This window comes from Pseudonocardia petroleophila, assembly GCF_014235185.1.
Lineage (GTDB): Bacteria > Actinomycetota > Actinomycetes > Mycobacteriales > Pseudonocardiaceae > Pseudonocardia > Pseudonocardia petroleophila.
In genome coordinates, this window is the sequence record NZ_CP060131.1 from 644,141 (window position 1) to 668,707 (window position 24,567).

Consider the following 24,567-nt stretch of genomic DNA (forward strand, 5'->3'; position numbering starts at 1 on the left):
GCCGCCCGCGTTGACCTCGACCCGGGTCCAGGGAGCACGATCGCCCCATGACCGCACCCACCGCCGTCCGCACGGAGCTGTTCGGACCCGACCGCCGGTCGACGACCGTCGGGCTGGTCCTGCTGATCAGCCTCGTCGCGTTCGAGGCGATGGGGGTCGGGACCGCGATGCCGGCGCTGGTCGCCGACCTCGGGTCGGTGTCGATGTACGCGTGGCCGTTCGTGGCGTTCATGGCCGCGTCGGTGTTCGGCACCGTGCTCGGCGGGCGCTTCAGCGACCGGGCCGGGCCGCGGGTGCCGCTCGTCGTCGCACCGCTGTTGTTCGGGATCGGGCTGCTCGTCGCCGGTACGGCGGCGACGATGCCGCAGCTGCTCGTCGGACGGCTGCTGCAGGGGCTCGGGGCCGGCGCGCTGGGGGTCGGCGTCTACGTGCTGATCGCGCTGGTCTACCCCGAGCGCGTCCGGCCCGCGGTGTTCGGGCTGATCTCCTCGGCGTGGGTGCTGCCCTCGCTGGTCGGGCCGCCGGTCTCGGGGCTGGTCACCGAGGCCGTGTCGTGGCACTGGGTGTTCCTGGGCCTCGTGCCGTTCGTGGCGGTCGCGGTGGCGCTCGTCGTGCCGGCCGTGCGCCGCCTGGGCCCGCCGGACCCGGCGCGCACCGCCGCCCCGGCGCGCCCCGGTCTCGTGCCCGCCGCCGCGGCGGCCGCCGTCGGGATCTCCGCGCTGAGCTGGGCGGCCCAGCAGGGTGACGCGACCGGGGCCGTGGTCGCGGGCGTCGCGGTGCTGCTGCTGGTGCCCGCCGTGCCGCGGCTGCTGCCCCGCGGGGTGTTCCGGGCGGGGCGCGGCGTGCCGACCGTCGTCCTGTCCCGGGGGCTGCTCGCCGGCGTGTTCTTCACCGTCAACTCCTACCTGCCGCTCATGCTCAACGGCACCCACGGCTGGACGCTGGCGGCGGCCGGGCTGCCGCTGATCGTCGGCTCGCTGGGGTGGTCGAGCGCGGCGGCGTGGCAGGGCCGCCGTCCCGACCTGCCCCGCGCCCGGCTGCTGCGGATCGGCTTCTGCGCGCTCGGCACGGGCGCGGCGGGGATGCTCCTCGTCGCCCCGGCCTGGGGGCTGCCCTGGCTGGCGCTGCCGTTCTGGGCGCTCGCGGGCGTCGGGATGGGGCTCGGGTTCTCGTCGGTGTCGTTCCTGCTGCTGCAGAAGTCGGCACCCGAGGCCGTCGGCTTCCACAGCTCGGCCGCGCAGATCGCCGACCAGCTGACGACCGCGTCGATGATCGGCCTCGGCGGGGCGCTGCTCGCGGTGCTGGTGGCGCCGGGCGTCGCCCTGCCGGTGCTGGTGGCCGTGCTGGTCGGGCTGGCCGCGCTCGGTGCGGCGCTGGCCGGGCGGACGGCCTAGCGGCGCCGCTTCGGGTTCGACGGCGGCGGGACGACCGGGCCGATGTCGCCGTCCGGGGCGGTGTCCAGGTCCATGATCACGGGGGCGTGGTCGCTGGGCCCCGACCCCTTGCGCGCCTGGCGGTCGACCCACGCCGCGGCGACGCGCCCGGCCGGGTCGGCGCCGGCGAGCACCAGGTCGATGCGCATGCCCTGGTCCTGGTGGAAGCGGCCCGCGCGGTAGTCCCAGTAGCTGAAGAACCGCTCGGTGGGCCAGCGGTCGCGGACGACGTCGGCCAGGCCGAGGTCGCGCAGCGTCGTCAGGGCGCCGCGCTCGGCCGGCGTCACATGGGTGGAGTCGACGAACAGGGACGGGTCCCAGACGTCGTCGTCGGTGGGGGCGATGTTGACGTCACCGGCGATGACGGTGGTGGCCGCGTCGTCGACCGACGCCGCGAGCGCGGCCAGCCACTCCAGCTTGTAGGCGTAGTGCGGGTCGTCGGGGGTGCGGCCGTTGGGCACGTAGACCGAGGTGACGCGCAGCCCGCCGCAGGTGGCGGTGACGGCGCGGGCCTCGACGGCGTCGTTGAACGCCGGGGCGGCGGGCAGCGCGCGCCGCACGTCCTCCAGCCCGACGCGCGAGAGCAGCGCGACCCCGTTCCACCGCCCCTCCCCGACGTGCGCGACCTCGTAGCCGCGCTCCTGGAGCGGCTCGTCGAACGCCTCGGCGAACTGCTCGTCGGTCACCTTCGTCTCCTGCAGGCAGACGACGTCGGGGGCGCGCTCGTCGAGCCAGGGCAGCAGCCGCGGCAGCCGGACGAGGGCGGAGTTCACGTTCCACGTAGCCAGGCGCACGCCCGGCACGCTACCGTGGACGAGTTTGTACGATCATCGAACAAAGGGGTTCCCCGTGGTGCAGCCGACTCGTGACGACCACTTCAGCTTCGGGCTCTGGACCGTCGGCTGGCCCGCCGCCGACCCGTTCGGCACCGCCACGCGCCCCTGGCTCGACCCCGTCGAGTCGGTGCACCGGCTCTCCGACCTGGGGGCCTGGGGCGTCACGTTCCACGACGACGACCTGCTCCCGTTCGGCTCCACGCCCGACGAGCGCAGCCGGATCCTCACCCGCTTCCGCGCCGCGCTCGACGAGACCGGCCTCGTGGTCCCGATGATGACCACCAACACCTTCACGCACCCCGTGTTCAAGGACGGCGCGTTCACCAGCAACGACCGCGGCGTGCGCCGGTTCGCGCTGCGCAAGATCCTGCGCAACCTCGACCTGGCCGCGGAGCTCGGCGCGTCGACCTACGTGTTCTGGGGCGGGCGCGAGGGCGCCGAGGTCGACTCCGGCAAGGACATCCGGGCCGCGCTCGACCGCTACCGCGAGGGCATCGACACCCTCGCCGCGTACGTCAAGGAGCAGGGCTACGGCATCCGCTTCGCGATCGAGCCCAAGCCCAACGAGCCCCGCGGCGACATCCTGCTGCCCACCCTCGGCCACGCGCTCGCGTTCATCGCGGGCCTGGAGCACGGCGACATCGTCGGGGTGAACCCGGAGGTCGGGCACGAGCAGATGGCCGGGCTCAACTACTCCGCGGGCATCGCGCAGGCGCTGTGGGCTGGCAAGCTGTTCCACCTGGACCTCAACGGCCAGCGCGGCATCAAGTACGACCAGGACCTGATCTTCGGCCACGGCGACCTGATCAACGCGTTCTCGCTCGTCGACCTCATCGAGCACGGCGCCCCGGGCGGCGGCCCGGCCTACGACGGCCCGCGGCACTTCGACTACAAGCCGCTGCGCACCGAGGACGTCACCGGCGTGTGGGACTCCGCGGCGGCGAACATGCGGACCTACCTGCTGCTCAAGGAGCGGGCGGCGGCGTTCCGCGCCGACCCCGAGGTGCAGGCCGCGCTGGCGACGGCCGGGGTCGCGGAGCTGTCGACCCCCACGCTCAACCCCGGCGAGACCCTCGCCGACCTCGCCGCCGACCGCACCGCGTTCGAGGACTACGACGCCGACAAGGCGGGCGAGCGGGGCTACGGCTTCGGCAAGCTCAACCAGCTGGCGGTGGAGCACCTGATGGGGGCCCGATGACCACCCGTGCGCGGATAGCGTGCGCACCACGGTTTCCGCGCACGAGGGAGCACTGATGACGCTCGTGGCCGGCGTCGACTCGTCGACGCAGTCCTGCACGGTCGTGATCCGCGACGCCGCCACCGGCGCGCTGGTCCGGGAGGGCGGGGCGAAGCACCCCGTCGGCACCGAGGTGGATCCCGCGGCGTGGTGGTCGGCGCTGCAGGAGGCGCTGGCGCGGGCGGGCGGGCTCGACGGCGTCGGGGCGATCGCCGTCGCGGGTCAGCAGCACGGGATGGTGTGCCTGTCGGAGTCCGGTGACGTCGTCCGCCCGGCGCTGCTGTGGAACGACACCCGGTCCGCCGACGCCGCGCGCGACCTCGTCGACGAGCTGGGCGCCCGGGCGTGGGCCGACGCGACCGGCAGCGTGCCCGTCGCCTCGATCACCGCCACCAAGCTGCGCTGGCTCGCCACGCACGAGCCCGGGCACGCGGCGGCCACGGCGGCGGTGTGCCTGCCGCACGACTGGCTGACGTGGAAGCTGCGCGGCACCGGCGCGCTCGACGACCTCGTCACCGACCGCTCCGACGCCTCCGGCACCGGCTACTGGGGACCCGACGGCTACCGCCTCGACCTGCTGGAACGGGCGCTGGGCCGGTCCGACGTGCGGCTTCCCCGGGTGCTGGGGCCCGGGGAGTCGGCGGGCCGGACCCCGGACGGGCTCGTGGTCGGGCCGGGTGCCGGGGACAACGCCGGCGCCGCACTGGGTCTGGGTGCGCAGGTCGGCGACGTCGTGGTGTCGCTCGGGACCTCCGGCGTGGTGTCGGCGGTCAGCCCGGTCCCGACGGCCGACGCCACCGGGATCATCGCCGGGTTCGCCTCCGCCACCGGCGAGCACCTGCCGCTGGTCTGCACGCTCAACGCCGCACGGGTCCTGGACGCCGCGGGCACGCTGCTGGGGGTCGACCACGCGGAGCTCTCGCGGCTCGCGCTGTCGGCGCCTGCCGGGTCCGACGGGCTCGTGCTCGTGCCGTACCTGGAGGGCGAGCGGACGCCCAACAGGCCCGACTCCACCGGGGCGCTGCACGGCCTCACCCTCGGCAGCTCCACGCCAGCGCACCTCGCCAGGGCGTCGGTCGAGGGGCTGCTGTGCGGGCTCGCCGACGCCCTCGACGCCCTGGTCGAGGCCGGGGTGCCGGTCGACCGGGTGTTCCTGGTCGGCGGCGGGGCCCGCTCCGACGCGGTGGCCCGGATCGCCCCCGCGGTGTTCGGGCGCCCGGTGCTGCGGCCGACGCCCGGGGAGTACGTCGCCGACGGGGCGGCCCGGCAGGCGGCGTGGGTGCTCGCGGGCTCGGCCGCTCCCCCGGTGTGGGAGGCGGCCGACACGGAGTCCTTCGACGCCGACCCGGTGCCGTCGGTCCGCGCCCGCTACGCGCAGGCCCGGGACCTCACCGTCGCGAAGATCGGGGTCTGAGTGGGTGCGGCGGTGCGCGGGTCGGTGGGCCCTCGCGCGCGGGGCGAGGCGCGGCGCACGGGTCGAGGAGCCGTGGCGCGCGGGTCGGGGCGCGCCGCCGCACGGGTCGCCCTCCTGCGCCGGCCCGGGACCCCGCGGTGCGCGGGTCGGGACGCGTCCGGGTCGGGGCCGCGGTGACCGCCGGCCGGGACCTGGTCGCCCGCGGCGCGGGGGCGCGGGCGGCCGGGGGCGACGTGCGCCGGCACAACCTCGCGCTCGTGCTCGGTGAGGTCGTCGCCGCCGAACCGGTCTCACGGGCCGCGCTCGCCGCGCGCACCGGGCTGACCCGCGGCACCGTGTCCTCGCTCGTCGAGGAGCTCCTCGACGCCGGCCTGCTCGACGAGCTCGCCGCCGAGCGCAGCGGTCCGGGACGGCCGGCGAACCCGTTGCAGCTCAACCGCTCCGGGCCCGCCGGGCTCGGCGTCGAGATCGAGGTCGACCACATCTCGGCCTGCGTCGTCGACCTCACCGGGTCGGTGCGGGCGACCGCCCGGATCCCGTCGGCCCACCGGGACGCGCACCCCGGTGTCGCCGTCGGCCGGGCCGTCGCGCTCGCCCGGACCGTCCGCGCGGAGGCGGGGCTGGAGGTCGTCGGGGCGGCGGTGGCGGTGCCCGGCGTCGTCGCCGCGGACGGGGTCGTGGTGCGGGCCCCCAACCTGCCGCAATGGTCGGGGGCGGAGATCGGCCCGCTGTTCGACGGCCTGCCGGTCACCACCGCCAACGAGGCCGATCTCGCCGCGCTCGCCGAGCTCTGGTTCGCCGCCGGCCCGCCGGACGCGCTCTACGTCTCCGGGGGCGTCGGGGTCGGGGCGGGGATCGTGCTGGGCGGGCAGCTGTTCCGCGGGGTCGGCGGGCGGGCGGGCGAGCTGGGGCACGTCGTCGTCGACCCGGACGGGCCGAACTGCCGGTGCGGCGGGCACGGCTGCCTGGAGCAGGTCGCGGGTCAGGAGGCGCTGCTGCGCGCGGGCCGCACCACCGATCTGGACGCCCTGCCCCCGCACGTCCTCGACGGTGCCGCCCGCGCGCTCGGCGTCGCGCTCGCCGGCGCCGTCAACCTGCTGGACGTGCCGGTCGTCGTGCTCGGGGGGATCTACCCGCGGCTCGGGGAGCCGCTGCGCGCCGCGGTGCACGACCGGCTGTGCGAACGGGTCGTGCACCGGTCCGACGTCGAGGTGCGCCTCTCGGCGCTGGGCCCCGGCGGTGCGCTGCGGGCGGCGGCCGCGTCGGTGGTGCGGGAGCGGCTGCGCCGCCCCTGAGACGCCCGGCCCCGATCGACGGCCGAGCCACCCCGGCACCCGCCGAGTGTGCCGCCCCCACCCACCCCCGGCGAGTTTGCCTTTGCGGCCCGGCGAGTTCTCCGCCTACCCCCGGCGAGTTTGCCGATCGTGCACGGTGAGTTGGCCGATCGCGTGCAGCGGAGTGAGGCCTGCCGGGCGGCAGCGGCACACTCGCCGAGCGGAGCGGCGGACACGCCGGGCCGCAAAGGCACACTCGCGGGGCGACGGAGGCAAACTCGCCGGGCGGCAGCGGCAAACTCGCCGGGCGGGGGCGGCAAACTCGCCGGGTGGGGGCGGCGGGCTCGGCGGGTGGGGGCGGGACGCCCGGGGGGGGTCAGTCCTCGTCGTCGGGCGGGGTGGCCTTGCGGACGTAGAGCAGCCGGTCGCCGCGGTCGAGGGAGTCGACCTTCGACGAGTCGACGCGGTAGAGGTCGTCGCCGCGCACCACGGCCAGCACGATGTCGCCCAGGTGCCGCGGGGAGCCGCCCACCTCGGCCTCCTCCACCTCGCGCTCGCTGATCGCGAAGCCGGCGTCGGGCGTCAGCAGGTCCTCGACGACCTCGACGACGTTCGGGCTGGTCGTCGCCGCACCGAGCAGGCGGCCCGCCGTCTCCGCCGAGACGACGACGGAGTTCGCGCCCGACTGCCGCAGCAGGTGCACGTTCTCCGACTCCCGCACCGCCGCGACGATCCGGATGGTCGGTGACAGCTCGCGGGCGGTGAGCGTGACCAGCACGGCGGTGTCGTCGCGGTTCGTCGCGACGATGATCGCCGACGCGTGCGCCACGCCCGCGATGCGCAGCACGCTCGACCGGGTGGCGTTGCCGGTGACGGTGACCAGCCCGAGCGCCGACGCGGCGTCGAGCTGGGCGCGGTCGGTGTCGACGACGATGATGTCGTCGGGCCGCTTGTCGTCGCCGAGGAGCGTCTCCACGGCGGCGCGCCCCTTCGTGCCGTAGCCGACGACGATGGTGTGGTCGCGCAACCTGGACCTCCAGCGCTCGATCCGGAAGGACTGCCGGGAGCGTTCGGTGAGCAGCTCGACGGTGGTCCCGACGAACGTGATGAGGAAGATCAGCCGCAGCGGCGTGACGACGATCGTGGTCCACAGCCGGGCCGCGTCGCTGACCGGGACGATGTCGCCGTAGCCGGTGGTCGAGACCGACACCGTCGCGTAGTAGAACGCGTCGGCGAGGCTGATCGGGTCGCCGTTCGAGTTGTTGTCGAGGTACCCGTCCCGGCCGAAGTACACGATCAGTGCGGTGGCGGTCAGGGCCCCCATCGCGATCGCCAGCCTGCGGAGCAGCGAGACCAGCGGCGTCACCGTCGAGTCGGGCATGCGGATCGGCCCGACCAGCGACGGGTCGGCGATCGGTCGGCGGCGCCCCTCGCTCCTCACGCGCGGAGGGTAGCCCGCGGCACCCGTGCGACGATCACCGGCGTGAACTCCCGAGCCGCCATCGCCCTCGCCGGCTTCCTCGCCGCGGCCGGGGTTACCCACTTCGTGGCCCCCGACTTCTTCGACTCGATGGTGCCCGAGCAGCTCCCCGGCACCGCCCGGTTCTGGACCTACGCCTCGGGGGCCGCCGAGCTGGGCGTCGCCGCCGCGGTGGCCGTGCCCCGGACCCGGCGCCTCGGCGGGCTCGCGGCCGCGGCCCTGTTCGTCGCGGTGTTCCCGGCGAACGTCAAGATGGCGATCGACTGGTCCGACCGCTCCCTCGGCGAGCAGGCCGTCGCCTACGGTCGCCTGCCGCTGCAGATCCTGCTCGTGCTGTGGGCGCTGAAGGTGCGCCGCGACGCGCCGCGGCCGACGGCGACCGGCCCGGCCGCATGACCCGGTACGCCGTCCTGCTGCGCGGGATCAACGTCGGCAAGGCGAAGCGGATCGCCATGGCCGACCTGCGCACCCTGCTCGACGGTCTCGGCTTCACCGACGTCCGCACGGTCCTGAACAGCGGGAACGCCATCGTCACCGGTCCGGCCGACGACCCGACGGCGCACGCCCGCCGGATCGAGGCCGCCATCGCCGGGCACGCCGGGTTCGAGGTGCGGACCGTCGTGCTGACCGCCGCGGAGCTGCGCGCGATCGTCGACGCCCACCCCTTCGCCGAAATCGCCGACGACGGCTCGCGGATGATGGCCCACGTCCTGGGCGAGGCCCCCGATCCCGCCGACGCCCACGACCCGACGGCCGCCGACCCGGAGCACGCCCGCCTGGTCGGGCGGGTGCTCTACCAGTGGTGCCCCGACGGCGTGCTGGCCGCGCCCGCCGTCGGCTGGCCGGACGGCCGGCTCGTCACCACCCGCAACTGGAACACGCTCACGAAGCTGGTGTCGCTGCTGTAGGCACCGATTCCAGCAGCCCGCGCAGCCCCTCGGCGTCGAGGAGGTCGGCCGGGCGGACCGTGACGTCGGCGCGCACGTAGTGGAAGGCGGCCCGGACCTGTTCGGGCGGGCAGCCGGCCAGCGCCGCCCAGGCCAGCCGGTACGCCGCGAGCTGCACCGACAGCGCCGGCAGCCGGGCGTCGTCGGGCAGGGCGCCGGTCTTCCAGTCGACGACGGTCCAGCCGCCGTCGGGGTCGGCGAACACCGCGTCCATCCGGCCGCGCACCCCGACCCCGGCGACGATCGTCTCGAACGGCACCTCCACCTCGACCGGCCGCCGCTCGGCCCACTCGCTGGCCAGGAACGCCTCCTGCAGCTCGGCGAGCGAGTCGTCGGACACGGCGTCCTCGTCGGCCGCGCCGGGCAGCTCGTCGAGGTCGAGCAGCTGGGCCGCGCCGAACCGCTGCTCCAGCCAGGCGTGGAACGCGGTGCCGCGGCGGGTGTGCGGGTTGGGCGGCAGCGGCAGCGGGCGGCGCAGGCGGGCGGCCAGCGTGGCCGGATCGGCGGCCAGCTCGACGAGCTGGCTGACGGTCAGCTGCGCCGGCAGCGCGACGGTCGGCCGGGCGCGGGCGGCGGCCCGCTCGGCCAGCAGGACCTCGACGTCGGCGGCCCAGCCCTCGGGGTCGGCCGGGTCGACGCCGTCGCCGTCCTCGGGCTCGTCGGGGTCGGGCTCCTCGGGACCGGGGTCCTCCGGGTCGCGGTCCCCGGGGCCGGGGACGGACGGGGCGGGGACGTCGAGCAGCTCCAGCTGCGCGCCCGGGTCGGCGGCGTCGGCGCGGGCCGAGCGGGCGGCGTCGAGATCGGCCAGGGCCGCACGCACGCGGTCGGCCCCGGCGTGCACGTCGGCCGAGCGGGCGCCGAGGGGGTCCAGCGGCCACGGCAGGCCCGGCCCGTCGACGACGGCGGGGTTGGCCGCGCCGTCCTCGGGCGGGTCGGCCCACTGCTCGACCGCGTCCGGGACGGCCCGCCGGATCTGCTCCAGGAACTCCGAGGGCTCCTTCGGCTTCTCCCCCGCCGCGGGCCAGCGGTGCCCGGACACCAGCAGCACCCGCTCGCTGCGCGTCAGCGCGACGTAGAACAGCCGTCGCTCCTCGGTGAGCCGGCGCTCGTCGAGGGACTCGGAGTGGGCCTTGACCGCGTTCTCGACCAGCTTGCGGTCGGTGCACGCGGACAGGTCGAGCCCGGGGAGGTCGATCGCGTCGCCGCGCAGCGCCACCGGCAGCTCGGAGGGGTCGGTGAGCCAGGTGCCGCCGATCTTGCGGCCGGGGAAGACCTGCGAGACGAGGTGCGGCACGGCCACCACCTGCCACTCGAGGCCCTTCGCCGCGTGCACGGTGAGCACCTGGACGCGGTCCTGCGCGACCTCGACGTCGCCCGGCGTCAACCCGTCCTCGGCCTGCTCGGCGGTGTCGAGGTAGTCGAGCAGGGCGGGCAGCGTGGCCACCTCGGCGCCGGAGGCGAACTCGGCGACGACGTCGGCGAACGCGTCGAGGTGCGTGCGGCCGACCGGGCCGGGCCGGGCGGCGGACTCGGCGTCGAGCAGCAGGAGGCGCTCGGCGTCGGCGACTAGGTCGGTGAGCGGGGCCGCCGCGCGGGCGCGCAGCCAGCTCAGCTCGCGGCCCAGCCGCACGATCCGGTCGTGGCCCGCGGGCGTGTAGGCGGCCGGGTCGCCCGGGTCGTCGAGGGCGTCGACGAGCCCGGCCTGCTCCGCCTGCTCGGCGGGCAGCGCGCCCATCGCGAGCTCGGCCGGCGTCAGCGGGCCGGAGCGCGGAGCCGTCCCCGGCACCAGCTCGCGGGCGCGCGCCCACAGCGCGGCGAGGTCGGCGACGCCGAGCCGCCAGCGGGCCCCGGTGAGCAGGCGGATCGCCGACGGCCCGGCCAGCGGGTCGGCGACGAGCTTGAGCGCGCTGACGAGGTCGCGCACCTCCGGCGTGTCGAGCAGCCCGCCGAGACCGACGACCTCGACCGGCAGCCCGCGGGAGCGCAGGGCGTCGGCGACGGCGTCCATGTCGGCGCGGCGCCGGACGAGCACCGCCGAGCTGGGCGTGCGCTCGTCGGTCCACTGCTCGGCGATCGCGTCGGCCACCCACCCCACCTCGGTGGCGACGTCGGGCAGCAGCGCCACCCGGACGTCACCCCGGACCTCGGTCGACCCGGCCCGCAGCTCCCCGACGCCGACGGCCCCCGGCGCCGTCCGCAGCGGCTCGGACACCGCGTTGGCCAGCGCGAGCACCTCGGCGGGGTTGCGGAAGCTGGTGAGCAGGCCGAACTCGTCGGCGGGTTCGTCCGGCCCGGCGGGGAAGTCGGTGCGGAAGCGCACGAGGTTGCCCGCGCTCGCGCCGCGCCACCCGTAGATCGACTGGCACGGGTCGCCCACCGCCGTGACCGACGGCCCGTCGGCGCGCACCGGTTCCCCGGGCACCGTGCCGAACAGCGCCCGCAGCAGCACGCGCTGGGCGTGGCCGGTGTCCTGGTACTCGTCGAGCAGCACCGCGCGGTAGGTGGCGCGCTCGGTCTCCCCGACCTCCGGGTGGCTCTCCGCCACGCGCGCGGCGATCGCGAGCTGGTCGGCGAAGTCGACGGCCCGCTCCGACCGCTTGCGGGCCGCGAACGCCTCCACCAGCGGCAGCAGCTCCAGGCGCATCCGCTGGGCGTCGATCCAGCGCTTGTAGGTCAGCGACGGGTCGGCCCGCTGCCCCTTCCCCCGGGGCGCCGAGGACAGCGTCTCGACCAGCCGCTCCGCGTGGACGCGGACCGCGTCGGTGCCGACGAGGTGCTCGCCGAGCTCCCCGGCCAGCGCCAGCAGGTAGCCGGTGACGGTGGCGGGCACGCGGTCGATGTCGAGGTCGTCGGCCCAGGTGCTGACGACGCGGTGCGCGAGCTGCCAGGCCGCGGTCTGGCTGAGCAGCCGCGCGGCGGGCTCCGCGGGCAGCCGCAGCGCGTGCTCGCCGACCAGCCGCCCGGCGTAGGCGTGGTAGGTGGAGACGGTCGGCTCCCCGGCGAGCACGGCCGCCCGGCGCTCGCCGCTGGGGTCGAGCTCGTCGAGCAGGCGGGTGCCCGCGAGGCGCCGCAGCCGCGAGCGGACGCGGGCGCCGAGCTGCTGCGCGGCCTTGCGCGTGAAGGTCAGACCGAGCACCTGCTCGGGCAGCACCTCACCGGTGGCCACCAGCCAGACGACCCGGGCGGCCATCGTCTCCGTCTTGCCCGCCCCGGCCCCCGCGACGACCAGCGCCGGGCGCGCGGGCGCGGAGATGACGGCGGCCTGCTCCTCGGTCGGGGGGTCGACGCCGAGTGCGGTCGCGAGCGCGCGGGGGGTGAGGAGCACGGTCACGCCTCCGTGACCGGGCGGCCCGCGCCATGGGCGGGGCAGCTGGTGCGGACCGGGCAGCGGTCGCAGTCGGGGCCCAGTCGCGCGACGAACACCGAGCCCGAGGACTGCACCCCCGCGTCGCGCACCACCGCCCGCCACAGCTCGACGCCGCCCTCGTCGAGCGGGGGCTGCGTGGGCTCCTTCGCCTCGCCGCCGGCCCTGCGGTCGGCCACGTAGACCAGGCGCGCGCCGCCGGGACCGGCCGCGGCGTCGACGAGGTCGCCGAACGCGCCGAGGGCGGCGGCCAGCTGGTAGACCGCGAGCTGCGGGTGCTCCGCGGCCGCGCGGGCGCTCACCGCCGTCTTGCCGGTCTTGACGTCGACCACGACCGGGCGCCCGTCGGCGTCGACCTCCAGCCGGTCGACCCGGCCCTTCAGCCGCAGCCACGGCCCCGCGGTGCCGACCTCGACCTCGTCGGGCGGCAGGTCGAGCTGCACCGCCTGCTCGACGGCGACGAGCGACAGTCCGCCGGCCCGGCTCGACCGCACCCAGTCGTCGAACGCCGCCAGCATCCCGCGCACCCGGGTGAGCTCGCGACGGCCGAACCACGGCGCGCCCGCGTCGAGCCGGGCCCACGCCGACTGCAGCGCCGTCTCCAGCTCGCCCGGTTCCGCGCCCGCCGCCGCGGCCTGGACGAGCGCGTGCACCAGGGACCCGGTGATCGCGGCGAGCGCCCCGTTGTCACTGCCGCCGTGGCGCTCCAGCACCCAGCGCAGCGGGCAGCGCAGGATCTTCTCGACGTCGGACGGCGACACCGGCACGACCTCGCCCGGCTCCCGCAGCGGGGCCTGCGCGGAGAGCGGCGCGAGGCCGTACCACTGGTCGGGGTGGGCCCCGGGCACGCCGGCCTCGGCCAGCCGGGCCAGCGCCGCGGCGGCCCGCGCGTGCCTCCCCGGATCCGCGTCGGGATCGCAGACGGCCCGGCGCAGCTCGCCCACCAGCTCGGCGAGCACGAGGGAGCGGCCCGGGCGGTGCACGGGACGCTCGGCCTTCTCCGCGGGCAGGGGATCGAGCTCGTCGAGGAACCGGGACGGCTGCTCGTCCTCCCCCTGCACGCCGCTGACCAGCAGCGTCGTGCGGGCGCGGGTGCACGCCGAGTAGAACAGCCGCCGCTCCTCGGCCAGCAGCGGCGCCATCCGCGAGACCGTCTCCTGCGGCGCCGCGACGCCGGCCACGAGGTCGACCAGCCGCTCGTTGCCCAGCAGGCTCCCGCGCAGCCGCAGGTCGGGCCAGGCCCCCTCCTGCACCCCCGGCACCGCGACGACGTCCCACTCCCGGCCGCGCGCGGCGTGCGCGGTGAGCAGCACGACCGCCTCCCCCTGCGGGGCGCGGGCGGCGAGGGTGTCGCTGGGCAGGTGCTGCTCGGTGAGGTACTCGGTGAACCCCACGACGCCCGCGCCCGGCAACCGGTCGGCGTGCCGCGCCGCCGCGTCGAACAGGGCGAGGACGGCGTCGAGGTCGCGGTCGGCCGCGGCACCCGCCGGGCCGCCCCGCGCGCTCGCCTCGCTCCAGCGCTGCCCCAGCCCGCAGCGCTGCCACACCCGCCAGAGCACCTCCTCGGCGCTCTCGCCGTCGCGCACGGCGTCGCCCGCCAGCGCCAGCAGCGCGCCGACGCGCCGCAGCGGGGCGGTCTCGTTCGCCGGGAGTGCGGCCAGCGGGTCGGGCCGGCCGCGGGCCGCGGCGCGCAGGGCGTCGACGAGCAGGGGGTCGGACCCCTCGCCGGAGTCGCCGTCGGGGCCGCCCGCGTGCAGCCGGAGCAGGCCGCGGCGCAGGCGGCGCATCCGCATCGGGTCGGCCGAGCCCAGCGGGGAGGTGAGCAGGGCGGTGGCGGCGTCGGCGTCGAGCTCGTGGGGGCGGGCGGCGTAGCGCAGCACCATGAGCAGCGGGACGACGGCGGGCTGACGGGCGGTGGGCAGCTCGTCGGGCGGGGCGGCGATCGGGACGCCGGCCGCGAGCAGCGCGCGCCGCAGCGTGGGCAGCGAGCGGCGCGTGGATCGCGACAGCACCGCCATCCGCGACCAGGGCACGCCGTCGGTGAGGTGCGCCCGGCGCAGCCGGTCGGCCACCCAGCCCGCCTCCTGCGCGGCGGAGGCGAAGATGCGGACGTCGACGACGCCGGCCGCGGCGCCCGAGGACCCGGTCTCCCCCGACGACCCGGTCTCGCCCGACGACCCGGCCTCCCCCGACGACCCGGTCTCGCCGGGCGGGCCGACGCGGCGGCGCCCCGGACCCGCGCCGGGCAGCCGGGCCGCCAGCCGCGCCCCGGCGGCGCGGACGGCGGGGGCGCTGCGGTGGTCGACGTCGAGCACCACCGTCTCGGCCTCGATCGCGGTCATCCCCGTGGGGTCGGCTCCGCGGAAGTTGAGCACGGCCTGGTCGGGGTCGCCCGCCAGCAGGACGGTGCGGGCGGTGGAGCCGAGCGCGCGGACCAGCTCCATCTGCTGGGGGTCGAGGTCCTGGGCGTCGTCGACGAGCAGGTGCTGCACGCGGTGCCGCTCGGCGGCGAGCAGCTCGGGGTCCGACGCCAGCGCGTCGAGGGCGGCGGAGACCAGCTCGGCGGCGTCGAGCGCGGGGGCGGTGGCCTGCGGGGCGCCGCGGCCCGCGGCCCCGCGCAGCAGCGTGACCTGCTCGTAGGTGCGGAAGAACCGGCCGGCCGCGCTCCAGGCCCCGACGTCGTGCATCTCGCCGAGCGCGGCGAGCTCGTCGGGCCCGAGCCCGCGCTCGGCGGCCCGCAGGATCAGCTCGCGCAGCTCGGCGGCGAACCCCGGCAGGGCGAGCGCGGGGCGCAGCCGCTCGGGCCAGCCCGAGCCCGGGACCTCGTCGAACAGCTCCCCGGCCAGCAGGTCGCGCACCACGGCGTCCTGCTCGGCGCTCGCCAGCAGCCGGGGCGGCGGGTCGCCGTGGCGGGCGGCGTGCAGGCGCAGCACCCCGAACGCGTACGAGTGGACGGTGCGGACGAGCGGCTCGCGCAGCGTGCGGTCGGCGCCGCCGGCGAGATCGGCCAGCCGCTCGCGGAACTCCCCCGCCGCGCGCCTGCTCCCGACCAGCAGCAGCGTGCGCGCCGGGTCCTCCCCCGCCGCCACCCGCCCCGCGACGGCGGCGAGCAGCAGCGTGGTCTTGCCCGTGCCCGGCCCGCCGAGGACCTTCAGCGGGCCCGCGTCGTGGGCGAGCACCCGCAGCGCGGCGGCGTCCCACTCCGGGACGACCCCGCCCCGGCGCGGCGCGCGCACGAGGCCGGGCGCCACGCGGGCGGAGGGGAGCGTGCGGGTCACACGGGGGATGCAACCACCCACCCCCGACAGTTCCGCGGTGGGGTGCGCGGCCGCGTGTGCGAGCATCCCCACCGTGAGCACGCTGCACCGGCACTCCTTCGGCGACGGCGGACCGGTCCTCGCCCTGCACGGCGTCACCGGGCACGGGGAGCGCTGGCGGGTCCTCGCCGACGCCCTGCCGGACCACCGCCTGATCGGCGTCGACCTCCGCGGCCACGGCCGCTCCCCGTGGACCCCGCCGTGGGGGTTCGAGCAGCACGTCGCCGACCTGCTCGCCGTCCTCGACGCCGAGGGCCTCGACCGCGTCCCGGTGATCGGGCACTCCTTCGGCGGGGCGATCGCGGTGCACCTGACCCGGATCGCGCCCGAGCGCGTCGAGCGGCTCGTCCTGCTCGACCCGGCCATCGGGCTCGACGCCGGGGACATGCTCGAGACCGCCGAGGACACCCGCGCCGACGAGTCCTACCCCGACCTCGACGCCGCCCGCGCCGACCGCGCGCAGCGCTGGGAGGGCATCGCCGCCGAGCTGGTCGAGGCCGAGCTCGCCGCCCACCTCGTCCCCGACGGCGACCGGTGGCGCTACCGCTACTCCCGCGCCGCCGTCGTCGCGGCCTGGGGCGAGATGGCCCGCGCGGCGGTCACCCCGGTCGGGCCGACGCTGCTGGTCCCGGCCACGAAGGCCGACTTCGTCGACCCGGCGTGGGTCGACGCCTGCCGCGCCGCGCTGGGCGACGACCTCACCGTCGCCCCGGTCGACGCAGGGCACATGGTGTTCCTGGAGCGCACCGCCGAGGTCGCCGAGCACATCCGCGCGTTCCTGCGGTGATCGACGAGGAGACGGTCGAGCGGATCCGCGAGGTGGTGCGCGCGATCCCGCCGGGCGAGACGTCGAGCTACGGGGAGGTCGCCGCGCGCGCCGGGCTGCCCGGCCGCGCCCGCCTGGTCGGCCGGATCCTCGCCGAGGACGGCCACGACCTGCCCTGGCACCGGGTGCTGCGCGCCGACGGGACCTGCGCCCCGCAGGTCGCGCGGGAGCAGAGCGCCCGGCTGCGCGCCGAGGGCGTCCTCCTGGAGGACGGCCGCCTCCCCCGGCCCCGCCGCTGAGCGACGGGCGGGCGCCGGCCGCAGTGGGGTGGCTCCACTGCAGCCCGATCGGAGTGGAGCCACCCCACTGCGACGCGGGCGGGGCGACCGCGGCGCGGCAGCGACCCGGGCGGGGCGACCCGCGGCCGGTCCGGTCACGCCGTCCGCGACAGCGCGGCTCCCGCCGCGTGGAAACGGGCCGCCACCAGCTCGACGACGGCGTCGTGGTCGGCGATCGGGGCCCCGACCACGTCGGCCCCGCAGTCGTCGAGCGTGCGCTGGAACAGCCCCGGCGCGAGCAGCCAGGACGCCACCGCGACCCGCGACGCGCCGTCGGCCCGCAGCGCGGCCACCGCCTCCCCCACCCGCGGCCCGCCGGTGGCGATGGTCGCGAGCGTGACGGGGCGGCCGAGGGACCGGCCCAGCCGCCGGGCGGCGCGCTCGCCGTCGGCCTGCGCGCACGGGTCGCTCGACCCGGCCACGGCGAGCACGACGGCGTCCCCGTCGCGCAGCCCCGCGGTGCGCAGCCGGTCGGCGGCCGCGCCGACGAGTGCGGGATCCGGGCCGAACGTCCCGCCGATCAGCACGTCGGAGCGGCCCGTGGCCCCGATCTGCGCCGGGACGTCGACGCGCACGTGGTAGCCCGCGGCCAGGAACATCGGGACGGCCACGCACGGGCCGGGCAGCGCGGCGAGCGCGTCGGCGGGGGTGGGGCGGCGGACGTCGACGTAGCAGGCCTCGACGCGCACCCCGAGCCGGTGGCGGACGCGGGCGGCCACCGCCTCGGTGACGACCGCGCCCGCCGGGTCGCGCGTGCCGTGCGCGACGAGCAGGAGGTTCACCGGTCGTCGCCGTTCAGGCAGTGCCCGCCGCCCGCGGGGTCGAGCGCGAGGCGGTAGCCCCGCTTGACCACGGTCTGCACCAGCTTCGGCTCGCCCAGCGCGGCGCGCAGCCGCGCCATCGCCGTCTCCACCGCGTGCTCGTCGTCGCCGCCGCCGGGCAGGGCGCTTAGCAGATCGGCGCGGCCCACCACCCGTCCGGGACGGCGGGCGAGGCTGCGCAGCAGCGCCATGCCGGCGGGCGGCACGGCGCGCAGGTTCCCGTCGACGAGGACGGCGTGCCCGCGCATCTCGACGACGTGCCCGGCCACCGGCAGCCGCCGGGCGCGGTCGGGCATCTCGGCCTCGAGCTTGCGCACCATCGCGCCGAGCCGCGAGCGCTGCGGCTGCACCGTGGGGACGTCGACGGCCTCCAGCGGCGCCGCCGTGACCGGCCCGACGCACAGCGACACGACCGGGCCGCGCAGCGCCGCGATCAGGCCGTCACGCACGCCGCGCTCGGCGGCCCGGGCCAGCAGGCTGGCCGCGGCGGGCGCGCTGGTGAACGCGAGCGCGTCGACCGAGCCGGCGAGGACGGCGTCGAGCAGGCGGTCGAGCGGGCCGAGGTCGGCGGGCGGGAGCCACCGGTACACCGGGATCTGGACGACGGACGCGCCCGCGATCTCCAGCGCCTCGACGACGTCCGGCAGCGGCTCTCCGTGCAGCTGCACCGCGATCCGCCTGCCCTCCAGCGGGCCGGCGAGCAGGTACTCCAGCACCTCGGCCGAGGACTCCGACGGCGGCGACCAGGCGTCGACGAGGCCGGACGCCCGGATCGCGCCGCGCGCCTTCGGACCGCGCGCGAGCAGCGTGCCGGAGCCCAGCGCGGCGAGGAGGTCCTCGCCGATGCCCCACCCGTCGGCGGCCTCGACCCAGCCGCGGTACCCGATCCCGGTGGTGGCGACGGTGATGTCGGGCGGGTGCGCGATGAGGTCGCGGGTGGCGGCCTGCAGGTCGGTGTCGTCGGCGACCGGGACGATCCGCAGCGCGGGCCCGTGCAGCACGCAGGCGCCGCGGCGCTCGAGCATCGTGCCGAGCTCCTCGGCCCGGCGCGCGGCGGTGACGCCGACGGTGAACCCGGCCAGCGGGGGGACGTCGACCTGGGGCGTGGTGGATGCGGTGGTGGTGGTCACGGCGGCTACCACGGTAGCCCGACGTCCAGCTGTCCGTCCTCGACGCGCACCGGATAAGAGGGCAACGACACGTCGGCGTCGTCGAGGCAGCGCCCGTCGACGAGGCTGAACGCCTGCTTGTAGACCGGTGACGCGACCGTCGGCACCCCGCCCCGGTCCCCGACGATCCCGCGCGACATCACCGCGGCCCCGGAGAACGGGTCGACGTTGCCGACGGCGTGCACGGAGCCGTCGTGCAGCCGGAACAGCGCCACCTGGACGTCACCGACGAGCGCCGCGACCCCGCGCTCGGGCAGCAGCCGCTCCAGCGGGCAGATCGTCGTCCACCGGACGGAGGTCTCCGTGGCGGTCACGCCCCCACCCCCGGCAGCCCGAGCGCGACCGGCACGCGCTGCCCGCGCTCCTCGCGGGTCCGCACCAGCGGATCCGGGGTGTCGGGCGCGTTGACGAAGGACACGAACCGCGCGAGCTTCTCCTCGTCCTCCAGCACCCCGCGCCACTCGTCGGCGTAGCTGCCCACGTGCTGCTCCATGGCGGCCTCCAGGTCGGCGGCGATGCCGAGGGAGTCCTCGACGACGACCGCGCGCAGGTGGTCGAGCCCGCCCTCGAGCGACTCGATCCACGGCGCGGTGCGCTGCAGGCGGTCGGCGGTGCGGATGTAGAACATGAGGTACCGGTCGATGTAGCGGACGAGCGTCGCGGTGTCGAGGTCCGAGGCCAGCAGCTCGGCGTGCCGCGGGGTGAAGCCGCCGTTGCCGCCGACGTAGAGGTTCCAGCCCTGGTCGGTGGCGATGATCCCGAAGTCCTTGCTGCGGGCCTCCGCGCACTCGCGCGCGCAGCCCGACACCCCGGACTTGAACTTGTGCGGCGCCCGCAGCCCCCGGTAGCGCAGCTCCAGGGCGACCGCGAGCCCGACGGAGTCCTGCACGCCGTAGCGGCACCACGTCGTCCCGACGCACGACTTCACGGTGCGCAGCGACTTCCCGTACGCGTGGCCCGACTCGAACCCGGCGTCGACGAGCCGGCGCCAGATCGCGGGCAGCTGTTCGACGCGGGCGCCGAACATGTCGATCCGCTGCCCGCCGGTGATCTTCGTGTAGAGCCCGAAGTCGCGGGCCACCTCGCCGATGATGATCAGCTGCTCCGGGCTCACCTCGCCGCCGGGCAGCCGCGGCACCACCGAGTAGGTGCCGTTGCGCTGCAGGTTGGCGAGGAAGTGGTCGTTGGTGTCCTGCAGCGCGGCCTGCTCGCCGTCGTGCACGTGCCCGGTGCCGAGCGAGGCCAGGATCGAGGCGACGGCGGGCTTGCAGATGTCGCAGCCGCGGCCCGTGCCGTGCTCGTCGACCAGACCCGAGAACGTGCGGATGCCGGTGCTCGCCACGATCTCGAACAGCTCCGCGCGGGAGAACGCGAAGTGCTCGCACAGGGCCTTCGAGACCTGCACGCCGGAGTCGACCAGCAGCTTCTTCAGCAGCGGCACGCACGACCCGCAGCTCGTGCCGGCCCGCGTGCACGCCTTGAGCGCGGGCACGGTGTCGGCGCCGTCGCCGATCGCGTGCACGACGGCGCCCTTGGTCACGGCGTTGCAGGAGCAGATCTGCGCGGAGTCCGGCAGTGCGTCGGCGCCGAGCTCCACCCCGCCCGGCGCGATCATCGCCACCGGGTCGGCGGGCAGCGGCGACCCGACGAGCGGACGCAGCGCGGCGTACTTCGACGCGTCGCCGACGAGCACCCCGCCCAGCAGCGTGCGCGCGTCGTCGGAGACCACGAGCTTGGCGTACGTCCCGGCCACCGGGTCGTTGACGACGACCTCCAGCGCGCCCGGCGTGGTCGCCTGGGCGTCGCCGAAGCTCGCGACGTCGACGCCCAGCATCTTCAGCTGCGTCGACATGTCGAGCTCCTCGGGCGTCATCGTCGCCCGCCCGCCGAGGAGGCGGTCGGCCACGACCTCGGCCATCGCGTAGCCCGGCGCGACCAGCCCGTACGTGCGGCCCTCCAGCGCGGCGACCTCGCCGATCGCCCACACGTGCTCGTCGGAGGTGCGGCAGCGCTCGTCCACGAGCACCCCGCCGCGCTCCCCCACCGGCAGCCCGGCCGCGCGGGCCAGCGCGTCGGCGGGCCGGATCCCGGCGGAGAAGACGACGAGGTCGGCGTCGAGCTCGACGCCGTCGGACAGCGTCGCCACCAGGCGGCCGCGGTCCTCGGCGATGCCGTTCACCGACACCCCGCAGCGCACGGCGAGCTCGGCGGACTCCACGAGCCGCCGCAGCAGCGCCCCGCCGCCCTCGTCGACCTGCACCGGCATCAGCCGGGGCGCGATCTCGACGACCTGCGGCGACAGGCCAAGCGAGCGCAGCGCCCGCGCGGCCTCCAGCCCGAGCAGCCCCCCGCCGACGACGACGGCCGAGCGCCGCCCGGCCCCGGGCCGCGCCACGGCCTCCGCCGCGGCGGCCCGGATCGCGTCGAGGTCGTCGAGGGTGCGGTAGACGAAGCAGCCGGGGAGATCGCGGCCCGGCACCGGCGGCACGAACGGCACCGAGCCGGTCGCGAGCACGAGCGCGTCGTAGGGCAGGACCCGACCGGACTCCGTGGTGACGCGGCGGGCGTCGCGGTCGACCGCGACGGCGGGATCGCCGAGGTGCAGGTCGACGGTGAGCGAGGGCAGCGTCAGGTCCTCCGCGCTCACCCCGTCCACGTAGGACGACAGCGCGACCCGGTCGTAGGCGGGACGGGCCTCCTCGCCCAGCACCGTGATGTGCCACTCCCCCGCGGAGTCGCGGTCGCAGAGGGCCTGGACCAGGCGGTGCCCGACCATCCCGTTGCCGATGACGACGAGTTCCAGCATGGCGCCGACGGTAGGGAGCGGCCGTTACGGACACGCGGTCCCCGATGACGCCGCGGTTACGCCCCCCGCACATCGGCTGGTGGGAGCGGTGAGCCGCACGGGTCCGGGCGGGGGGCCCGGGTCCGACGTAGCCTGCGCGCGTGACCCTCTCCGATAAAGCCGCCGAACTCAAGCGCCTGCACACCGATCCCGAGATCCTCGTCGTCGTCAACGTCTGGGACGCGATCACCGCGAAGGTCGTCGCCGACCAGGGCAGCAAGGCACTCGCCACCGCCAGCCACTCCATCGCCGCGTCGCTGGGCTACCCCGACGGCGAGAACATCCCGCGCGACCTGATGATCGACATGGTGGGGCGCATCGCGGCCGCCGTGGACATCCCCGTCACCGCCGACCTGGAGAGCGGGTACGGCGACGCGGGCGAGACCGTCCGCCGCGCGATCGGGGTCGGCATCGTGGGGGCCAACCTCGAGGACAAGATGGCGCCGCTGCCCGAGGCCGTCGCCGCCGTCACCGCCGCGCTGAAGGCCGGCGAGGCCGAGGGCGTCGACTTCGTCCTCAACGCGCGCACCGACGCGTTCGTCAAGGCGGGCGACCGCGACAAGGCCGACGTGCTCAAGGACGCGATCGAGCGCGGCCGCGCGTTCGTCGACGCCGGTGCGCCGTGCGTGTTCGTGCCCGGCAAGCTCGACGAGCCCACCGTCGTCGCGCTGGTCGAGGGCATCGGGGAGCGCAAGGTCAGCGTGATCAACGTGCCCGGCTCGCTGCCGCAGGCCCGCCTGGCCGAGCTCGGCGTCGCGCGCATCTCCTTCGGCCCGTGGACCCAGCGCTCGGCGCTGACCCACCTGGCCGGCCTGACGAGGGACCTGCTCGCCGGCGGGGCGCTGCCCGAGGGCACGCAGCCGCTGAACTGAACCACGGCCCGGGGTTCACGGAGAGTGAGATCCTCACCCTCCGTGAACCCGGGCGATCGTGTGCGGTCGTGAACGTCAGACGCCCGCGTACGCCGCGCGCGGGGCGGTGGCGTCGGCCGGAGCCGGCCGCAGGTACACGACGTAGGTGACCACGGCGCAGACCACGTAGAACGCGAGGAACGACCAGTAGGCCGTGTCGCCGGACTGCGTCGTGAGGAACGACTGGCGGAACGCCAGGTTGATGAACAGCCCGCCCAGCGCCCCGACCGCGCCCGCGATGCCGATCACCGCTCCGGAGATGCGCCGGGCCCGCAGGTAGGACGCCCGCTCCTCGGCCCCGCCCGCGATCGCGACCCGCGCCTGGCCCCGGAAGATCGCCGGGATCATCTTGTAGGTCGAGCCGTTGCCCAGCCCCGTCAGCACGAACAGCAGCACGAACCCGGCCGTGAACAGGCCCAGCGAGTCGACGGCCGACGCCCCGATGATCACCGCGGTGGCGACGACCATGGCCAGGAAGTTCCAGAACGTGACGCGCGCACCGCCGAGGCGGTCGGCGAGCGTGCCCCCGACCGGGCGGATCAGCGACCCGAGCAGCGGGCCGATGAACGTGACGGCCGCGGCCTCCAGCGGGGTGCGCCCGAACTGGTTCTGCAGGACCAGCCCGAACGCGAAGCTGTAGCCGATGAACGAGCCGAACGTGCCGATGTAGAGGAACGACATCACCCAGGTCTGGCTCTCCTGGATCGACTCGCGGAACGCGCCGGTGTCGTTCCGCACCGACGTCAGGTTGTCCATCTTGACCGCCGCGAGCACGGCCGCGACCAGGATCAGCGGGATGTAGACGCCGAGCAGCACGCGCGGTGCGCCGGTGCCGGCCGTCGCGATGATGAGCAGCCCGATCAGCTGGATCACCGGCACGCCGATGTTGCCGCCCCCGGCGTTGAGCCCCAGCGCCCACCCCTTGCGCCGCTCGGGGAAGAACGCGTTGATGTTCGTCATCGACGACGCGAAGTTGCCGCCGCCGACGCCGCCGACGGCCGCGACCGCGATGAACACCCAGTACGGCGTGCCCGGCTGCATGACGATCGCGGCCAGGATCGTGGGGACCAGCAGCAGCAGCGCGGACACCACGGTCCAGTTGCGGCCCCCGAAGCGGGCCACGGCGAACGTGTACGGCAGGCGCAGGACCGCCCCGACCAGCGTCGGCACCGCGACCAGGAAGAACTTCCCCGCCGCGTCGATCCCGTACTCGGGGCCCATGAACAGCACGAGCACCGACCACATCGTCCAGATCGAGAACCCGATGTGCTCCGACAGGATCGAGAACCAGAGGTTGCGGTTGGCCACCCGCGCCCCGGTGCGCTCCCAGAACCCCGCGTCCTCCGGGTCCCAGTGGTCGATCCACCGGCCGGCCAGCGCGGAGCGCGCCTCCGGCTGCTGCTGGTCCGTCGTGGTCACGTCGGCCTCGTCTTCCGTCGTCGGGTGTCGACGCCGGACGTTAGGCACGGGCCGTTACGGTCTCGTCCGGTCCACGTGTCACGCGCGATAACCGGTTCTCACCGCGCCGCGGCGCACCTGTGAGATCAGAGCAGCGCGGTGACCAGACCGGCGGCGCGCTCCAGCCCGGGCAGGGTGCGGGCGGAGGCCTCGGGGTGCTGCGCGTGCAGGGCGAGGCGGTAGAGCGCGGCGCGCAGCAGCATCTGCGGCCACTCGTCGAGGTGGGCCCAGCGGTGCGGGAGGGTGTCGTCGGCCCCGCCCCAGGCCAGGGCGTCGACGACGACGACGGCCGCCGCCCACTCCTTCGGGCGCCACGCCGGGACGAGGTCGACCAGCGCGGGGACGTCGCCGTCGAACAGGACCGCGCCGAACAGCTCCGCGTGCACGACCTGCGGGGTGACCTGCACCGCCGTGCGGTACGCCGCCAGCTCCGCGTACAGGGTGCCGCCGGTGGCGGGGTCGAGGCTGAGCCGACGCTCCCCCCACGCGGCCGCGGCGGAGCGGGCCAGCAGGTCGTCGCGCCCGTCGAGGACGCGGGGGCGGGCCAGCTCGGCGGTGGCGGCGTGCAGGCGGTTGGCCGCCTCGATCACCGCGTCGTAGCGGGGCTCCAGCACGCCGGGGACGTAGCGGCTCGCGGCCCAGCCGGCCACGACCCACCGGCCGTCCGAGGACCGCACCGGGTGCGCGAGGCGCAGGCCCTCGACCTGGAGCCCGTCGAGCACCCCCGCCGACCACGCGGCCACGGCGTTGTCGGGCACCGGGCGGACGAGGACGTCGCCGCAGTGCCAGGCCCGCCGGCCCGCCCACACGACGGGGCGCGGCTCGGTGTCCTGGACGCCGAAGGCGGTGCGGACGTGCGGCGGCAGGGTGGTACCCGTGGGTCCGCTCGGGAGGACGGGAGCTGCGGTCACGTTCGGGCACGCTACCTGCGGACGGTCCGCGATCGACGGCGCCACG

At 76.4% G+C, this 24,567-nt stretch carries 19 protein-coding genes; 9 read left to right on the top strand and 10 right to left on the bottom strand.

Annotated features, from left to right (window positions below; translation table 11 throughout):
- Window positions 1–47: 47 nt before the first annotated feature.
- Window positions 48–1,394: an MFS transporter gene (locus H6H00_RS03155; RefSeq protein WP_185719878.1), complete on the top strand. Its 1,347-nt coding sequence runs from the start codon at window positions 48–50 to the stop codon at window positions 1,392–1,394.
- Here H6H00_RS03155 and H6H00_RS03160 read toward each other — a convergent pair.
- Complete coding sequence (locus H6H00_RS03160) at window positions 1,391–2,227, bottom strand: exodeoxyribonuclease III (protein WP_185719879.1); 837 nt, start codon at window positions 2,225–2,227, stop codon at window positions 1,391–1,393. The genes H6H00_RS03155 and H6H00_RS03160 overlap by 4 nt on opposite strands.
- A 55-nt stretch (window positions 2,228–2,282) precedes the next feature.
- Here H6H00_RS03160 and xylA point away from each other — a divergent pair, with 55 nt between their 5' ends.
- The 3 genes from xylA (at window position 2,283) to H6H00_RS03175 (ending at window position 6,215) form a co-directional block, all read left to right on the top strand.
- A complete protein-coding gene (gene xylA, locus H6H00_RS03165) occupies window positions 2,283–3,467 on the top strand; it encodes a xylose isomerase (RefSeq protein ID WP_185719880.1) in 1,185 nt (394 codons plus the stop codon).
- 55 nt (window positions 3,468–3,522) lie between these two features.
- A complete protein-coding gene (locus H6H00_RS03170) occupies window positions 3,523–4,920 on the top strand; it encodes a xylulokinase (RefSeq protein WP_185719881.1) in 1,398 nt (465 codons plus the stop codon).
- Between the two features lie 137 nt (window positions 4,921–5,057).
- Entirely contained in the window at window positions 5,058–6,215 is a 1,158-nt protein-coding gene (locus H6H00_RS03175; protein ID WP_255425548.1) for an ROK family transcriptional regulator, read from the top strand.
- Window positions 6,216–6,570: 355 nt separating this feature from the next.
- Here H6H00_RS03175 and H6H00_RS03180 read toward each other — a convergent pair whose 3' ends face one another.
- A complete protein-coding gene (locus tag H6H00_RS03180; RefSeq protein WP_185722120.1) occupies window positions 6,571–7,575 on the bottom strand; it encodes a potassium channel family protein in 1,005 nt (334 codons plus the stop codon).
- 102 nt (window positions 7,576–7,677) lie between these two features.
- Here H6H00_RS03180 and H6H00_RS03185 point away from each other — a divergent pair, with 102 nt between their 5' ends.
- Window positions 7,678–8,070, top strand: coding sequence for a DoxX family protein (locus H6H00_RS03185; RefSeq protein ID WP_185719882.1), 393 nt, complete (start codon window positions 7,678–7,680; stop codon window positions 8,068–8,070).
- Entirely contained in the window at window positions 8,067–8,582 is a 516-nt protein-coding gene (locus H6H00_RS03190; RefSeq protein WP_185719883.1) for a DUF1697 domain-containing protein, read from the top strand. The genes H6H00_RS03185 and H6H00_RS03190 overlap by 4 nt, the downstream gene beginning before the upstream one ends.
- Here the strand turns inward: H6H00_RS03190 and H6H00_RS03195 are convergent.
- Window positions 8,557–11,952, bottom strand: coding sequence for an ATP-dependent helicase (locus H6H00_RS03195; RefSeq protein ID WP_185719884.1), 3,396 nt, complete (start codon window positions 11,950–11,952; stop codon window positions 8,557–8,559). The genes H6H00_RS03190 and H6H00_RS03195 overlap by 26 nt on opposite strands.
- Window positions 11,949–15,329 (bottom strand): ATP-dependent helicase, encoded by a 3,381-nt coding sequence (locus H6H00_RS03200; protein ID WP_185722121.1) that lies wholly within the window; start codon window positions 15,327–15,329, stop codon window positions 11,949–11,951. The genes H6H00_RS03195 and H6H00_RS03200 overlap by 4 nt, the downstream gene beginning before the upstream one ends.
- Before the next feature lie 7 nt (window positions 15,330–15,336).
- Here H6H00_RS03200 and H6H00_RS03205 point away from each other — a divergent pair, with 7 nt between their 5' ends.
- Both H6H00_RS03205 and H6H00_RS03210 read left to right on the top strand, forming a co-directional pair.
- Window positions 15,337–16,089 carry an alpha/beta fold hydrolase gene (locus tag H6H00_RS03205; RefSeq protein ID WP_255425549.1) on the top strand — a complete coding sequence of 251 codons (753 nt, stop codon included), beginning with the start codon at window positions 15,337–15,339 and terminating at the stop codon, window positions 16,087–16,089.
- Window positions 16,089–16,367, top strand: a complete 279-nt coding sequence (locus H6H00_RS03210) for an MGMT family protein (protein WP_185722122.1) — start codon at window positions 16,089–16,091, stop codon at window positions 16,365–16,367. The genes H6H00_RS03205 and H6H00_RS03210 overlap by 1 nt, the downstream gene beginning before the upstream one ends.
- 134 nt (window positions 16,368–16,501) lie before the next feature.
- Here the strand turns inward: H6H00_RS03210 and H6H00_RS03215 are convergent, their stop codons facing one another.
- The 4 genes from H6H00_RS03215 to nirB are packed head-to-tail and all read right to left on the bottom strand — an operon-like array spanning window position 16,502 to window position 21,202.
- The gene (locus tag H6H00_RS03215) at window positions 16,502–17,188 is read right to left on the bottom strand and encodes a sirohydrochlorin chelatase (RefSeq protein WP_221775775.1); all 687 of its coding nucleotides are present in this window, start codon (window positions 17,186–17,188) and stop codon (window positions 16,502–16,504) included.
- Window positions 17,185–18,357 carry a uroporphyrinogen-III synthase gene (locus H6H00_RS03220; protein ID WP_185719886.1) on the bottom strand — a complete coding sequence of 391 codons (1,173 nt, stop codon included), beginning with the start codon at window positions 18,355–18,357 and terminating at the stop codon, window positions 17,185–17,187. The genes H6H00_RS03215 and H6H00_RS03220 overlap by 4 nt, the downstream gene beginning before the upstream one ends.
- Window positions 18,358–18,362: 5 nt before the next feature.
- Window positions 18,363–18,710, bottom strand: a complete 348-nt coding sequence (nirD, locus tag H6H00_RS03225; RefSeq protein WP_185719887.1) for a nitrite reductase small subunit NirD — start codon at window positions 18,708–18,710, stop codon at window positions 18,363–18,365.
- On the bottom strand, window positions 18,707–21,202 hold the full coding sequence (gene nirB, locus H6H00_RS03230) for a nitrite reductase large subunit NirB (protein WP_185719888.1): 2,496 nt from the start codon (window positions 21,200–21,202) through the stop codon (window positions 18,707–18,709). Before nirB ends, nirD begins: the two co-directional genes overlap by 4 nt.
- Window positions 21,203–21,342: 140 nt before the next feature.
- Here nirB and H6H00_RS03235 point away from each other — a divergent pair, with 140 nt between their 5' ends.
- Window positions 21,343–22,113: an isocitrate lyase/PEP mutase family protein gene (locus tag H6H00_RS03235; RefSeq protein WP_185719889.1), complete on the top strand. Its 771-nt coding sequence runs from the start codon at window positions 21,343–21,345 to the stop codon at window positions 22,111–22,113.
- Window positions 22,114–22,188: 75 nt separating this feature from the next.
- Here the strand turns inward: H6H00_RS03235 and H6H00_RS03240 are convergent, their stop codons facing one another.
- Both H6H00_RS03240 and H6H00_RS03245 read right to left on the bottom strand, forming a co-directional pair.
- On the bottom strand, window positions 22,189–23,571 hold the full coding sequence (locus tag H6H00_RS03240; RefSeq protein ID WP_255425550.1) for a nitrate/nitrite transporter: 1,383 nt from the start codon (window positions 23,569–23,571) through the stop codon (window positions 22,189–22,191).
- 125 nt (window positions 23,572–23,696) lie between these two features.
- Complete coding sequence (locus H6H00_RS03245; protein WP_185719890.1) at window positions 23,697–24,521, bottom strand: TIGR02569 family protein; 825 nt, start codon at window positions 24,519–24,521, stop codon at window positions 23,697–23,699.
- Between the last annotated feature and the right edge of the window lie 46 nt (window positions 24,522–24,567).

Coding starts and splice junctions, on each gene's coding strand:
- H6H00_RS03155 (WP_185719878.1), top strand. CDS start 48: ATGACCGCACCCACCGCCGTCCGCACGGAGCTGTTCGGACCCGACCGC.
- H6H00_RS03170 (WP_185719881.1), top strand. CDS start 3,523: ATGACGCTCGTGGCCGGCGTCGACTCGTCGACGCAGTCCTGCACGGTC.
- H6H00_RS03180 (WP_185722120.1), bottom strand. CDS start 7,575: ATGCCCGACTCGACGGTGACGCCGCTGGTCTCGCTGCTCCGCAGGCTG.
- H6H00_RS03190 (WP_185719883.1), top strand. CDS start 8,067: ATGACCCGGTACGCCGTCCTGCTGCGCGGGATCAACGTCGGCAAGGCG.
- H6H00_RS03200 (WP_185722121.1), bottom strand. CDS start 15,329: ATGCTCGCACACGCGGCCGCGCACCCCACCGCGGAACTGTCGGGGGTG.
- nirB (WP_185719888.1), bottom strand. CDS start 21,202: ATGCTGGAACTCGTCGTCATCGGCAACGGGATGGTCGGGCACCGCCTG.